General features: G+C 69.6%; 14 protein-coding genes. 3 read left to right on the top strand and 11 right to left on the bottom strand.

Annotated elements, in window-relative coordinates; all coding sequences use genetic code 11:
• From ACWF7A_RS41385 to ACWF7A_RS41415, 7 genes are read right to left on the bottom strand one after another with little or no spacing between them, the layout of a single operon-like run.
• Positions 1–984 carry a hypothetical protein gene (locus tag ACWF7A_RS41385; protein ID WP_452255932.1) on the bottom strand — a complete coding sequence of 328 codons (984 nt, stop codon included), beginning with the start codon at positions 982–984 and terminating at the stop codon, positions 1–3.
• Complete coding sequence (locus tag ACWF7A_RS41390; RefSeq protein ID WP_452255933.1) at positions 981–1,400, bottom strand: hypothetical protein; 420 nt, start codon at positions 1,398–1,400, stop codon at positions 981–983. The genes ACWF7A_RS41385 and ACWF7A_RS41390 overlap by 4 nt, the downstream gene beginning before the upstream one ends.
• Positions 1,400–4,576 (bottom strand): hypothetical protein, encoded by a 3,177-nt coding sequence (locus tag ACWF7A_RS41395; RefSeq protein ID WP_452255934.1) that lies wholly within the window; start codon positions 4,574–4,576, stop codon positions 1,400–1,402. Before ACWF7A_RS41395 ends, ACWF7A_RS41390 begins: the two co-directional genes overlap by 1 nt.
• Positions 4,573–4,878: a hypothetical protein gene (locus ACWF7A_RS41400; protein WP_452255935.1), complete on the bottom strand. Its 306-nt coding sequence runs from the start codon at positions 4,876–4,878 to the stop codon at positions 4,573–4,575. Before ACWF7A_RS41400 ends, ACWF7A_RS41395 begins: the two co-directional genes overlap by 4 nt.
• Positions 4,879–4,933: 55 nt before the next feature.
• On the bottom strand, positions 4,934–6,022 hold the full coding sequence (locus tag ACWF7A_RS41405; RefSeq protein ID WP_452255936.1) for a PLP-dependent cysteine synthase family protein: 1,089 nt from the start codon (positions 6,020–6,022) through the stop codon (positions 4,934–4,936).
• A gap of 27 nt (positions 6,023–6,049) precedes the next feature.
• Positions 6,050–6,319 (bottom strand): DUF4229 domain-containing protein, encoded by a 270-nt coding sequence (locus ACWF7A_RS41410; protein WP_452255937.1) that lies wholly within the window; start codon positions 6,317–6,319, stop codon positions 6,050–6,052.
• Positions 6,320–6,323: 4 nt separating this feature from the next.
• Positions 6,324–6,788: an Lrp/AsnC family transcriptional regulator gene (locus ACWF7A_RS41415; protein WP_452255938.1), complete on the bottom strand. Its 465-nt coding sequence runs from the start codon at positions 6,786–6,788 to the stop codon at positions 6,324–6,326.
• A gap of 162 nt (positions 6,789–6,950) precedes the next feature.
• On the opposite strand from ACWF7A_RS41415, the gene ACWF7A_RS41420 reads away from it, so the two are divergent.
• Positions 6,951–7,157 carry a BldC family transcriptional regulator gene (locus ACWF7A_RS41420; protein WP_089915625.1) on the top strand — a complete coding sequence of 69 codons (207 nt, stop codon included), beginning with the start codon at positions 6,951–6,953 and terminating at the stop codon, positions 7,155–7,157.
• Between the two features lie 57 nt (positions 7,158–7,214).
• Positions 7,215–7,382 carry a hypothetical protein gene (locus ACWF7A_RS41425; protein WP_086667950.1) on the top strand — a complete coding sequence of 56 codons (168 nt, stop codon included), beginning with the start codon at positions 7,215–7,217 and terminating at the stop codon, positions 7,380–7,382.
• Between the two features lie 54 nt (positions 7,383–7,436).
• On the opposite strand, the gene ACWF7A_RS41430 is transcribed toward ACWF7A_RS41425, so the two are convergent.
• From ACWF7A_RS41430 to ACWF7A_RS41445, 4 genes are all read right to left on the bottom strand, one after another.
• Positions 7,437–8,741: a nucleotide-binding protein gene (locus ACWF7A_RS41430; protein ID WP_452255939.1), complete on the bottom strand. Its 1,305-nt coding sequence runs from the start codon at positions 8,739–8,741 to the stop codon at positions 7,437–7,439.
• A 103-nt stretch (positions 8,742–8,844) separates the two neighbouring features.
• Positions 8,845–9,756 carry a c-type cytochrome biogenesis protein CcsB gene (ccsB, locus tag ACWF7A_RS41435; protein ID WP_452255940.1) on the bottom strand — a complete coding sequence of 304 codons (912 nt, stop codon included), beginning with the start codon at positions 9,754–9,756 and terminating at the stop codon, positions 8,845–8,847.
• On the bottom strand, positions 9,756–11,231 hold the full coding sequence (resB, locus tag ACWF7A_RS41440; protein WP_452255945.1) for a cytochrome c biogenesis protein ResB: 1,476 nt from the start codon (positions 11,229–11,231) through the stop codon (positions 9,756–9,758). Before resB ends, ccsB begins: the two co-directional genes overlap by 1 nt.
• Positions 11,232–11,272: 41 nt before the next feature.
• Positions 11,273–12,058: a cytochrome c biogenesis CcdA family protein gene (locus tag ACWF7A_RS41445; RefSeq protein ID WP_452255946.1), complete on the bottom strand. Its 786-nt coding sequence runs from the start codon at positions 12,056–12,058 to the stop codon at positions 11,273–11,275.
• Positions 12,059–12,181: 123 nt separating this feature from the next.
• Between ACWF7A_RS41445 and ACWF7A_RS41450 the strand changes: the two genes are divergently transcribed.
• Positions 12,182–13,168, top strand: a complete 987-nt coding sequence (locus ACWF7A_RS41450; protein WP_452255941.1) for a M64 family metallopeptidase — start codon at positions 12,182–12,184, stop codon at positions 13,166–13,168.
• The last annotated feature ends 161 nt before the right edge of the window (positions 13,169–13,329 follow it).

Genomic DNA, 13,329 nt, shown 5'->3' on the forward strand with positions numbered 1-13,329 from the left:
TCAGTTCTCCCTGGCGAAGAGCCCGCGCTGGATCGGCCTCGCGTCACCGCGGATGTCGGTCACCTCGGCGCGCTGCGCGAGGGTCCGCCACTGCCGGAAGTCCACCTCGGACAGACCGAGCTGCGCGGCCGTCTCGTAGTTCTCGCCGATGAAGTGCAGCACGGCCTGGTCGCCGAGCACGCCGACGATCTCGAACTCCGCGCCGCGGTAGGTGCAGAGCGTGCGGACCAGCTGGAGGTCCTCGACGACCGCGTTCGGGACCTCGAGGAACTGGGCGCCGTTCTCCTCGGTGAAGTCCTGCGGCGCGGGCTGGCCGGCGAGCGGGTGCAGCAGGACGTTGCCGGGCGCGAGGCCGAAGTCGACGTCGAAGTCCTGGTCCCGGTAGCGGCCGATCAGTCCACGACGGACGGTCGGGCGGTGCGGAACCGGTGCCTGCCAGTACCTCCCGGGGCCGAAGCCCACGTCCGCCGTGGGGATCCAGCCGACCTGGCGGTTGAGGTACTTGCCGACGCTGCGGCCGGTGCCGTCCGGGTCGAAGCGCCACAGCTCGGTGCCCGCCGGGAGCTCGGCGAGCTCCATGACGTACTCCGGGACGGGGTTCGCGCTCGGCGTGTAACCGGTGCCGGTGAACGGGAGCGGGTAGACGCGGGTGGTGCCCATCTTCTGCGCACCGTCGAGCGTCGGGCCGCCGAAGCTCGTGTCGAAGAGCTCGGTGGTGTGTGCCAGGAAACGCAGCAGGTACTGGGTGCCCTTCGGCCAGTCCGCGACCTTGTCGACGCCGAACACCTCGGCGAACTGGTCGGACGTGCCCTGCGGGAAGTCCTGGCCGCGCGTCACGAACCCGGCGGCCCGGTGCGGCTCGAACTTGCCGGGCACCACGACGTTGCCCAGGTAGAGCTGCGCGATCGCGGGGTGGACGATCTTCTGCAGGATCGTCTCCGGCCCGATGCCGGCCGCCTTGCGCACGGCCTGTGGGGTGCTCATCCCGCGTTCTTCTCCTTCCACCGCGCCAGGAAGTCGGTGCGGTCGACCTGCACGTCCTCGAGCTCGTCGACGTCCAGCGTGGCCCGGTAGCCGTTGTACTGGTCGCCTTCGAGCCCGTTCTGCTGCGCCCAGACGTACTCGCCGCCGGCGTAGCCCGCCTCCGCCTTGCCGTTGTTCGTGGCGACGACGTTGAACGGCTGGCCGCGCCACGTCGCCTTGCAGGTCTCCCGGTACCAGGCGTCGAGGTCTCGCACGGCAACCGTCTTGAGCTCACGGTCGCCGTACGTCTGGAAGCTCTCCGTGGTGCCGTAGGCGACGCCTGGAATCTTGCGGATCCAGACGTGCTGCTCGCCTTCGGCACCGGCGAAGAACGTCTCGCCCCGGTACTCGGCCATCTCCTGGGAGTACTGGGTCATCAGAGCTTCGTCCAGCCGAACTTGCGGTCGTACACGGCGTGCAGTTTCTCAGAGCCGTCCGCGTTCACCTGCCAGATCTCGGCACGATCGGGCAACGGTGTGCCGCCGTCGACGCGCCACTCCGGCATACCGCCCATGGTCGAGCCCGTACCGGTGAACGGGTCGAAGCCGTCGTAGGGCTTCGACGCACCGCCCGCGGCAGCCATCTGCTGCTGCGACGCCTCGTAGTGCGCCTTCTCCTGCGGCGACTGGTACTCGTTCGGTCCGTACGGCCCGGGCTGGGTGAAGTCCGGCGTGTCCTTCTTCGGCCCGCCGAACGGCACGTTGTGCGCCGCCTCGTTCTGGGCGTTGACCTCGTACCGGAGCTGCATCGCCTCCTGCGCGCCCGCGGGGATCGGGGTCCAGCCCTGGCCCTTGTCGTCGAGGGCGAGGCCGTCCCGCAGCCCCTGCGGGGTGTTGACGTCGACCACGTCCTGGCCGCGGGCGACCGAGCCGCCCATCTGGTTCTGCCAGGTCTCCTTCTGGCTGCCGGCCGCGTGCGGGGTGTCGGGCAGGTAGGTGCTGACCGCGCTCGGGCTGAGGGCCTTGGTGACGATGTCGCCGCTGCCGACCGTGATCTGGTTGCGGACGTCGGCGACGTGCTGGGCCTCCTGCGGGCTGAGGTTCGTGGAGAGCTCCTGGCTCAGCGCGACGTAGCGGTCGCGATCGGCCTGGTTGGGCAGGATCTGCTCCAGCTGGTGCTGGTAGCCCTGGCCCTGCGCCGCCATGGCGGCCGCGTCGAAGTGGCCCTTGAGGTCCGGCCCGGTGGGCGGAGGCGGGGTGGAGCCGTCGTCGCCGTCGCCGGTGTGGCCGGGGGTGGCGTCGTCGTTGCCGGGCTTGGGGTCGGTGTCGTGGGGGGCCGGGGTGTCGTGGTCCGGCTGGGGGTCGTGCGGCTTGGCGTCCTCGGCACCGCTGGCGTCGGTGTCGTGGGGCTTGCCGTCGTCGGGCCGTGTGTCGGTGTCGTGCGGCCTGGGGTCGGTGTCGTGCGACGGCGTGGTGTCGTGGGGGGCCGCGTCGTGGGGCTTGGCGTCCGGCGCGTCGTGGGGCTGGGTGGACGCGTCGTGCGGCTTGGTGCCGGGGTCGTGCGGCGTCGTGTCGTGCGGCTTGGTGTCCGTCGACCCGGTGGGGGTGGTGTCGTGGGGCTTGGTGCCGCCGTCGTGCGAGGGCGTGGTGTCGTGGGGACGCGGGGTCGAGTCCGTCGGGGTGGTGCTGGACGGCGTCGAGTGGTCCGTGCCGCTGGGGCTCGGGTGTCCGGGAGGCGACGGGAGGCCGCCGCCCGCGCTCGGGGTCGGGTGTCCGGGAGGTGAGGGGAGGCCGCCGCCGGTGCTGGGCGGGGCCGTTGCCGTGCCCGCGCTGGCACTCGGGTGGTCGGGGGTCGGGTGCGTGCCCGGACCGGACGGGGGCGTGGGCAGGCCGGGACCGCCCGAGTTCGGCGGGGTCGGCAGGCCCGAGCCGCCGGGGTGCGTGCCCTCGGAACCCGGAGTCGGGTGCGTTCCCGACGGAGGCGTGGGCAGGCCGGAGCCGCCGTGGTTCGGCGGGGTCGGCAGGCCGCTGCCCGAGCCGGGCGTCTGGTGCGAGCCGGAGTTCGGCGGGGTCGGCAGGCCCGAGCCACCGGGGTGCGTGCCCCCGGAACCCGGCGTCGGGTGCGAGCCCGGAGTCGAGTGCGTCGAACCCGGAGTCGGGTGCGTCGAACCCGGAGTCGGGTGCGAGCCCCCGGACGGCGGCGTCGGCAGGCCCGTGCCGGGGCGGCCGCCGGCACCGGCGGGCGGCGTGCCCTGGCTCGGCGGGGTCGGGAGGCCCGCGCCTTGTCCGGGAGGCGTCGGCAGGCCGCTGGGCTTCGGGGTCCCGGCCGGGGTCCCCGCGCTCGGGAACGCCGGAACGCCACCGGCGCCAGGACGGGAGCCGGAGCTGCGGGTCTGGTCGCCGCCACCTGCTCCCGGTGCCATGGGGGCGCCCATCGGCATCGCGCCACCCACGGGCATCTGCTGCGTCGACGACGGAGCCGCTGCGGGGGCCGCGCCGGCGGCGTGAGTGGTGTCCGGACGGACCACGGCCGGACCGCCGGAGCTGCCGCCCGCGGGCGCGCCACCGGAGGCGGTGTGCGGCACTCCGCCGCCGCCACCACCACCTGGCGAGGGCGGAGCCGAGACGGCTGAGCCGCCGGCCGCGGCCGTGTGGGTCACGGGGGCGTCGGGCGAGGCGGAGGAGGCGGGCAGCGTGGGCTGCGGGGCCACCGGGGCTCCGCCGGGAGCCACGGCCGAGCCGGACGCCGGTTTGGTGTCCTCGGCGCCGCCCGGCGGGGTGTTGATCTCGCGCACCTGCGAGCCGATGTCACGGCCGCGGTCCCCGATCTCGGTGGCCGACTCCTTGATGGAGCCGAGGTCGTCGTTGATGTCGTTGACGGCGTTGCGGACGTCGCGACCCGCCTCGGCCACCTCCTGGGTGGCGTTCATCGCCTCGGCCAGGGAGTCGGCGTCCTTCAGCTTGCCGATGGCGGAGAAGACGCGGCCGACGGCGTCGAAGAGCGCCTTCACGTCGGAGATGAGCTTCTGGACCGTCTCGATGATGTCCATGACGCGCCGGTAGATCTGGTAGGCGTTCCAGACCATCTCGGCGGCCTTGATCCAGCCCGCGACCGGGATCCAGACGGTGGCGGCGGCTTCGAGCAGCTTGTTGACCAGGTAGTCGAGCAGGCGCGCGGCCTGCTTGCCCAGGGCCTCGGCGCCGGACGCGACGGTGTCGAAGCCCTTCGCGATCAGCTGGGCCACGCCCATCTCGGCGAGCAGGCCGGCCTTCCAGCCGAGCGCGATGTACTTCTCGTGGGCGCGGGCGGCGTCGCCGTCCCAGTGGTCGCGGACCTTGCCCACGGCGTCCGTGAGGTTGTACGAGACGTCGTTCATGGCGTTGCCGACCATGCGCCACGCGTCGCCGTCGGCACGGATCTTCGACCAGTCGCCGGTGATCGGCGTGATGATCGTGGAGACCAGGGACTCGCCGGTCACGGCCTCGAACACCCAGTTGACCGCCTGGACGCCCCAGCCCTGGTCGCGCAGGACGTCGTTCAACGACGCCGTGTCGACGTCGGGCTGCTTCAGCGACGCGCTGACCGGACGCGCCGCGTGGTACGCCGTCGTCACTTCAGCAACCCGTCGAAGATGCGGCGCTGGAGGGCGTCGATGTCCTCGTAGTCCTTCGCCGTCGCGTCCACCGCCGAGGCCGCGCCCTCGAGCTTCGACGTGCCGAAGTCGAGGGTCTCGTCGAACAGCGCCCGCACGATGTCCACGCCCGGCTGCAGCAACGTGAGCAGGCCCGTGAAGCCAGCCTTGTCGCACGCCGTGGCGTGGACGTACTTGCGGATCGTGTCGAACTCTTTGGCCTCGGTGCGCAGGTACTCGGCGTACGCGCGCAGTTCGGCCGCGTCGGTGAACAGCGACGTCACAGCGTCCCCCCTGCGGACTCAGGTGCTCAGGTCACGCTGTGACGCACGGCTGTCGTCACCAGTTCCCCGAGCGGTGGAAGTTGTTCAGGCGTTCCAGCCGCGGGTCGAGGTGCATGCCCTGCGCGGCTACCCATGTGTCGTCGTAATAGGTGTTCGCGTAACGCTCGCCGCCGTCGCACAGCAAAGTCACCACACTCCCGCGCGCCCGAGACTGCCGCATCTCGGCCACGATCTGGAACGCTCCCCAGAGGTTCGTCCCGGTCGATCCGCCGACCCGCCGTCCGAGCAGGTCCTCGACGTACCGGATCGTCGCGACGGACGCCGCGTCCGGCACCTTGATCATGCGGTCGATGACCTCGCCGATGAACGACGGCTCCACCCGCGGCCGGCCGATCCCCTCGATGCCCGACCCGCGCGTCGCCACCAGGTCGCGGTTGCCGTCGCGCCACGCGTCGAAGAAGACCGAGTGCTCGGGGTCGACGACGGCGAGGCGCGTGTTCAGCTTCTGGTAGTGGATGTACCGGCCGATCGTGGCCGACGTGCCGCCCGTGCCCGCGCCGACGACGATCCAGTCGGGCGTCGGCGACGGCTCCAGCCTCATCTGCTCGAAGATCGACTCGGCGATGTTGTTGTTGCCCCGCCAGTCCGTCGCGCGCTCGGCGTGCGTGAACTGGTCCATGAAGTGGCCGCCGAGCTCGGACGCCAGCCGCCGCGACTCGTCGTACAGGGCCGACGGCTCGTCGATGAAGTGGCACCTGCCGCCCTGGCGCTCGATCAGCGCGACCTTCTCCGCCGAGGTCGAGCGGGGCATGACGGCGATGAACGGCAGCCCCAGCAGCCGCGCGAAGTACGCCTCGGACACCGCGGTCGAACCGGAGGAGGCCTCGATCACGGGCGTGCCACCGGTGATCCAGCCGTTGCAGATCGCGTAGAGGAACAACGAGCGCGCCAACCGGTGCTTCAACGACCCGGTCGGGTGCGTCGACTCGTCCTTCAGGTAGAGGTCGATGCCCCATTCGAGTGGCAACGGGTAGCGCAGGAGGTGCGTGTCCGCGCTGCGGTTGGCGTCCGCCTCGATGATCCCGACGGCCTCGCACACCCAGTGCCTGGTCCTGCTGCAAACGCGGTCAACGGAGGTACTCACAGCCCGCACGATAACCGGGCAGACGTCCTATGCCTGGGTGAGAGGACCTTCGTCACCACGCAGTTCGGAGCGCAGCTTGTCGCGCTCGGCCCTGCGCACGGCCTGGTGGGCGTCGAGGCCGGTGGCGACCCGCTGCCGCAGCCCCTTGAAGATGAACAGCGACGCCGGCAGCGCCACGACCACGCCGACGGCGAGGGCGGGCAGCAAAGGAACCTTGAACAAGATGAGCGCGCCCGTCACCACGGCCACGAGGCCGAGGCGGGCGAGGACGTAGAGCGTCACATCACGAGCGAGCACCCGTTCAGGTTACGTCGCCTTCTTCGTCACCGGTGTTCGGGCGCCCCTCGAACCGTGTGGAGAGCACCACGGTCGTACGTGTGCGGGCCACACCGGGGATGCGCCGCAACCGTCCGAGCGCACGCTCCAGGTCGTCGACCGTCGACACCCGGACCTTGACGATGAACGACTCGTCGCCCGCGACCCGGTAGCAGCTCTCCACCTCGTGGAGCTCGGCCAACTCGACCGCGACCTCGTTGTCGTCCGCGACGTCGGTGGGGTGGATGCCGATCAGCGCGGTCACTCCCAGGCCGACGGCGCTGGGGTCCACGACCGCGTGGTACCCGACGATCACACCGCTCGACTCGAGCTTCCCGACCCGCTCGTGCACGGCGGACGCGGACAGGCCGACCTGCCTGCCGAGGTCCGCGTAGGTGGCGCGACCGTTGGCGCGCAATGCGGCGATGATCTGTCGATCAAGAGCATCCACCCGCGACACCCTATGCCCCACCCGTGCCCGCAGGCACCAGCGGTCACATGTCCGAATCGCGCCGGTCGTCCCTTACTACCTCTTTACCAAAAAACAAGCGTTCGAGTACCTGATGGGTCAGATGCCACGATCAGACCGGAACGTCTGATCTGAGGAGGACGAGTGACTGCAGCCACCGAGCGGCTCTTGACGCCTGGGGAAGTCGCCAATCTGTTCCGGGTCGACCCGAAGACCGTGACCCGATGGGCCACCGCAGGTCGCATCGGATCGATCCGCACGCCAGGAGGACATCGCAGGTTCCGTGAGACCGAGGTGAAGCAGCTTCTTTCGGAGCTGACCACCGAGGCGACTGAACCCGTTCGCCACTGAAACCGTAGTTACCCCTGTGCCGCGGGTAATCTCGTGGCAAAGGGAGGTGGCGACACGATGATCTACCTGCTGGCGGTGATCGGTGCGCTCACCGTGGCTGTGCTCGTGTGGCGAGCGTTCGCCCCGCAGCACTCGGAGTACACCCCAGGCCGCAAGGTGATCGCGCCCGACGACGACCCGGAGTTCCTGCGCAAGCTCGACGAGCAGCGCAAGCGCGACGAGTGAACGGAAAAGGGGCCCTGATCCCAGGACCCCTTTCCGCCACTGTCGAGAACCCGTTCAGGAGTGCGGGAAGTCGTCCGCGACCACTGCGGCGAGTTCCAGCAAGGCCAGACGGGTCTCCGGCGCGAGCTGGTCCAGCGCGATCTCGGCGCCCTCTTCGAGGTGCGCGTCGAACGGCAGGCGGACCACGGCACGGCATCGCTGCTGGAAGTGAGCGGCGAGCTTGTCGATGTCGACCTTGCCCGACTTCGGGCGCACCGAGTTGATCACGCACACGGACTTCGCGACCAGGTCGCGGTAGCCGTGCGCCTCCAGCCAGTCGAGCGTCGCCGCCGACGTCTGCGCGCCGTCGACCGAGCCGGACGACACCAGGACCAGCGAGTCCGCCTCGTCCAGCACGCCCTTCATGGCGGAGTGCATCAAACCGGTGCCGCAGTCGGTGAGCACGATGTTGTAGAAGTGCTCCAGCAACGCCACCGTGCGCCGGTAGTCGTCCTCGCTGAACGCCTCCGACACGGCCGGGTCCTGCTCGGACGCCAGCACCTCGAGGCGTGCGGGTGACTGCGAGGTGTACGCGCGCACGTCGCTGTACTTCGTGATCCGCGGCGCGTCGCGCAGCAGGTGCCGCACAGTCGCCGTGGTCTCGCGCGGGATCTTCAACGCCAGCGTGCCGCGGTCGGGGTTCGCGTCGACGGCGACGACCCGGTCACCACGCAGCGACGAGAACGTCGAGCCGAGCGTCGTGGTCGTCGTGGTCTTGCCGACGCCGCCCTTCAGCGACAGCATCGCGATCTTGTAGCACCCGCGCAGCGGCTGGTTGATCCGCGCGATCAGCTCACGCCGGCGCACGTCGGCAGGGCTCTCACCGAGGTTGATCGCGCCACCGGTCAGCGAGTGCAGGGACTTGCGCCAGCCCGACGTCGGCGGACGCTTCTCCTTCTTGATCAGCTGCTGCGACGACACCTGCTCGGCCTGCGAGCGGTACTGCTGCTGCGGGAAGTTGTTCGGGTACTGCTGGCCGGCGAAGTGGCCGTACTGCGCGGTGTTGTCGGTGTTGTGCGGCCCGGACTGGCCACCGCCCACCGAGTGGGCACCCGACTGGCCGCCGCCCACCTGGTACGCGCCGGACTGCGAGCCGGGCACCGGGTAGGGACCCGACGCGTTGCCGGGGACCTGGTACGGGCCGGAGGCGTTGCCGGGCACCTGGTAGGGCCCTGACTGGCCGCCCAGGTTGTACGGGCCTGATTGTCCGCCGCTGACGTGCTGCGGGCCGGACTGCTGCGGGTCGAGGTAGGCCGCCGCCTGCGGGTCGACGTACTGCGGGCCGGAGCCCTGTTCCTCACCCGGTGGTTGCCATGTCACCGCTGTGGCCCTCCCTGAGCAAGAGGGACCGAGACTTCCCCGACCCCCAGGTTGCGACGGTACGCAACCGGCAACGGTTCCATCGACCTGGGGGCTTAACTCGTTAGAGACCCGCGTACGAATGCAACCCGCTAGTAACCAAGTTGATGAAGAACAGGTTGAACACGTTCAGGGCGAAGCCCGCGATGTTGATCCAGGCGGCCCCACGGCCACGCCAACCGGCCGTCGCGCGCGCGTGCAGGTACGCCGCGTAGACCACCCACGAGACGAACGCGACCGTCTCCTTCGGGTCCCAGCCCCAGAACCGCCCCCACGCGGCTTCCGCCCAGATCGCCCCGAGGATGATCCCGGCGGTGAACAGCGGGAACGCCAGCACGGTGGTCCGGTACGACATGCGGTCGAGCACGTCGGCGGACGGCAGCTTCGGGAAGCGGTCGGACTTCGTGTCCTTGAGCAGGTAGAGGATCGACGTCACGCCGGGGATGAGCAGCACGCCGGACGAGATCGAGATCACCGAGACGTGGATCACCAGCCAGTACGACCGCAGCGCCGGCTGGACGGGCGCGGCCTCGGCGTACAGGACGGTGCCGCCCAGGAACAGCAGGACCAGGATCGGCGGGAGCACGAACACGCCGAGGCGGCGGATCGGGAACTTCGCCATCAGCACGATCCACGTCACCACGGCCGCGAGGCACAGCAGCGACATGTACTCGTACATGTTGCCCCAGGGCGCACGCCCGGCGGCCAGACCGCGCATGACCAGCGACCCGAGGTGCAGCGCCGCACCGAGGACCGTCATCGCGGCGCCCATGCGGCCGATGCGCTCGGCCTTGGTGAGCTCGGGCCTGGGCTCGTCGACGAGGACGTCCGGTCCGCCGGCGCCGACCAGCGCCTTGCGCGGGGCACGGGCGAAGGCCTGCTCGACCGCGTAGAGCAGGATCGCGAAGAGGTAGACGCCCAGCGCGCTCCGGTACAGCCAGTCGCTGTAGGTCGCGAGGGTCTCGTTGACCGGCATCAGGACTTCTCCTCGTTCAGCACCGCGCGGGCGAGCCGCGTGAACTCCTCGCCGTATCCTGCCTGGTCAGTACGGGCGAGGCCACCGACCTCGACCAACGTACGCCCGTCCTCCAGACGGGTCGCACGCACCCACACCCTGCGGCGCTTGACGGTCAGCGAGACCCCCAGGCCGAGGATGATCAGGATGGCGAACGCCAGCACGTATCCCTGGGTCGGGTCGTGCGAAACCTGTAGTGACACCCAGTCGTTCACGGAGTCGAACCGCACCTTGGTGCCGTCGTCGAGCGCGACCTCCTCGCCCAGAGCGAGGTTCTTGCGCGCGACCTTCTGCAACCGGCCCTGGTCGACCATCTTCTGGTCGATCGAGAAGATCGACTGGCCGCGGCCGTCGTCCACGCCCAGGTCGCCGCGGTAGACGTCGACGGCGACCATCGGGTCGTTCACCGCCGGGAACTTCGAGTTCAGGATGTTGCCGTGCAGCAACGGCGTCGGCGCCAGCAGGCCCGTCACCGCGATCTGGTTCTTGCGCCGCGTCTCGGAGTCCGTGATGCCGGGCGGGTCGAACTTCGTGGCGCCCTCGGAGGCCAGCGTGAGCTGGTCGGTCGGCAGCCACTGGATGCCCTGCGTGCGCTTCTCGCCGTTGGGGAACGTCACCGTGAACGTCGGCGTGTAGCCGTGGCCGAGCAGGTAGAGCCGGTCACCCTCGGTGCGCAGCGGGTGGTTGACCTGCAGCGTGTACGGCTTCCACGTGTTCGACGTGAGGTCGTCGCCCGACTGGTACCTGATGTCGGCCTTGAAGCCGACGGGCTGGCCGTTGTCGAGGTACTCGGCGGAGAACTTGCCGATCTCGACGCAGAACGGCGTGAGGTCCGTGCCGTCGACGCGCAGGCCGGGCCGGAACTGGTCGTAGTTGAAGATGCCGCCGTTGCAGAACTGGCCGCCGTCGGCCTGGACGATGACCTGGCCCTCGTAGTTGAACATCTTGCCCAGCGCGAACGAGACCAGAAGCCCCAGCAGCGCGAAGTGGAAGACCAGGTTGCCGGTCTCGCGCAGGAACCCGCGCTCGGCGCTGACCGTGCCCTCGCCGGTCTCCATCCGCCAGCCGCGCATGGCCTTCTTCGCACGCGCCACGGCCTCGTCCGGCGTGATGTCGAGCTCGGCCTGCACGTGGTGCGGCATGCGCGAGAGGTTGCGCGGCGTCAGCACGGGCTTCGCGCGCATCTGCTTGAAGTACTCCCACGTGCGGGGCAGCAGACACCCGACGAGGGACGCGAACAGCAGCAGGTAGATCGCGGCGAACCACGGAGTGGCGTACACCTCGAAGAACCCGAGCTTCCGCAGCAGCTCCCCCCACCAGCCGCGCTGGGCGACGTACTCGTCGACCTTGGCCGCGTTCAGCGACAGCTGCGGCAGCAGCGCACCGGGCATCGCCGCGAGCGCGAGCAGGAACAGCAGGGTCAGCGCGGTCCTCATCGAGGTGAGCCCGCGCCACGTGTTGCGGAGGAAGGCGATCACTAGAGCGGCAGCCTCACGACGTCGACGAACGAGTAGCGCAGCCACCCGACGAACTCACCCCAGAGCCCGGTGACCAGCGCGATCCCGACCAGGATCAGCAGCACGCCACCGAAGATCTGCACCTGCCGGGCGTGCGTGCGCAGCCACTTCGTGACCCCGAGCGCCCACCGCGCCCCGAGCGCGAGCACCACGAACGGCAACCCGAGCCCCAAGCAGTAAGCGAGCACCAGCACGGCCCCACGAGCAGTGGACGACCCGATCTCGGTGCTCCGCGCAACGGCCAGCACCCCCGCCAGCGTCGGCCCGAGACAGGGCGTCCACCCGAGCGCGAACACGGCCCCGAGCACCGGCGCCCCGAACAACCCGGCGTTGGGCTTGGTGTGGAACCGCACGTCCTTCTGCAGCGCCGGCACCAGCCCGAGGAACACCAGTCCCATCAGGATCGTGACGACCCCACCGATGCGCTGGAACAGATCGGCGTTCAGGAACAGCGCGTCCGAAGCCCCGAGAATCGCCATGGAAGCCAGGGCGAAGACCACCGTGAACCCGAGCACGAACAGCAACGAGGCACCGGCGACCCGCCATCGCCCCTGCTTGGCGGGCTCGTTGGCCTCGACCCGAGGCGCCTCGGCACCGACCAGCCCGGCGAGGTAGGCCAGGTACCCGGGCACCAGCGGCACCACGCAGGGTGAAGCGAACGAGATAAATCCCGCGAGCAAGGCGACCCCGGTGGCCAGCAGCAACGGCCCGGAGATCGCCAGATCGGTGGGGTTCACAGATCCCAGAGTAGGTAGTTGCCCAGATCACGCGACGACCGGCATGACTTTGGGAGCCCGACACAATGGTTGGGCCAAAAGTGCCAACAATTGCCGCTTGTGGGTGACATCACGGTTGCTTAGCGTCAACACATGCGAAGCACCCGGCTGGTCCTCCCCGCGCTGACGATGGCGGCGCTGGCACTGTTCGCCCAGGTACCAGTCGGCGGCGCGGCCCCGGCGATGGAATGGCGCGAGGTCTTCAACGAAGACGGCACCATCACCCAGACCCAGACCCCGAAGGCGCCCAAGGAGAAGTCCTCGGACTTCCGCGCCCTCGCAGCGGCGGACGTGATCCCGGTCCAGGTGACCGGCGACTCGTCGGACCGCTTCGACCTGGTCTTCGTAGGCGACGGCTACACGGCAGAGGACCTCGAGACCTACACGGCCAACGTGAAGAGCAAGTGGGAAGAGCTCTCAGCGGTGGAGCCCTTCGCCAGCTACAAGGAGTACTTCAACGTCTGGCAGGTCAACGTCATCTCCGCCGAGTCCGGCGTGGACCACGACCCGACCAAGGGCCTCCTCAAGAACACCGCCCTGGACATGGGCTTCTGGTGCCAGGGCCGGGACGCGAACACGGAACGCCTCCTCTGCGTGAACGAGACGAAGGCCAAGGAGTTCGCGGCCCTGGCCCCCCAGTCAGACCAGGTGATCGCCCTGGGCAACACCGCCAAGTACGGCGGCGCCGGCGGCTCGGTGGCCACCGCCTCGGGCTCGAACGCACAGGCGGGCCAGATCGCGATCCACGAACTGGGCCACTCGATCGGCGGCCTGGCAGACGAGTACGACTACCCGTACGCCACCTACACGGGCTCGGAACCACGGGAGATCAACGTCACGAAGGACCCCACGGGCGCGAAGTGGGGCGAGTACCTGGGCCAGCCGTCCCCGGACGGCGGCGTGATCGCCCCGGTGGAGGGCGCCCGCTACTACAAGAACGGCCTGTACCGCCCCACGACGAACTCGATCATGCGAACCCTGGGCAAGCAGTTCAACTCGATCGGCAGGGACGCCATGATCAAGGCCTTCAAGGCCAAGATCCCGTCCCTGAACGAGCCGGTGGTCCCGCCCGCGCAGTAGCAGCATGTCGACAAGCGGACAAAGCGATGCCGAAGGCGAGCCGTCTTTAGCAAGAGCTAGGGGCGGTGGGGTCCCATCACGAGTCGCGCCACAGCTCTTGCTGCATGCAAAGAGGGGTGGGGACACGACACGCTTTTCGTCGAGTTGACACCAGGCTATTA

The sequence above is a fragment of the Lentzea sp. NPDC055074 genome, from assembly GCF_053608005.1.

Coding starts and splice junctions, on each gene's coding strand:
- ACWF7A_RS41390 (WP_452255933.1), bottom strand. CDS start 1,400: ATGACCCAGTACTCCCAGGAGATGGCCGAGTACCGGGGCGAGACGTTC.
- ACWF7A_RS41425 (WP_086667950.1), top strand. CDS start 7,215: ATGATCTACCTGCTGGCGGTGATCGGTGCGCTCACCGTGGCTGTGCTC.
- ccsB (WP_452255940.1), bottom strand. CDS start 9,756: ATGCCGGTCAACGAGACCCTCGCGACCTACAGCGACTGGCTGTACCGG.
- resB (WP_452255945.1), bottom strand. CDS start 11,231: ATGAGGACCGCGCTGACCCTGCTGTTCCTGCTCGCGCTCGCGGCGATG.
- ACWF7A_RS41450 (WP_452255941.1), top strand. CDS start 12,182: ATGCGAAGCACCCGGCTGGTCCTCCCCGCGCTGACGATGGCGGCGCTG.
- ACWF7A_RS41385 (WP_452255932.1), bottom strand. CDS start 984: ATGAGCACCCCACAGGCCGTGCGCAAGGCGGCCGGCATCGGGCCGGAG.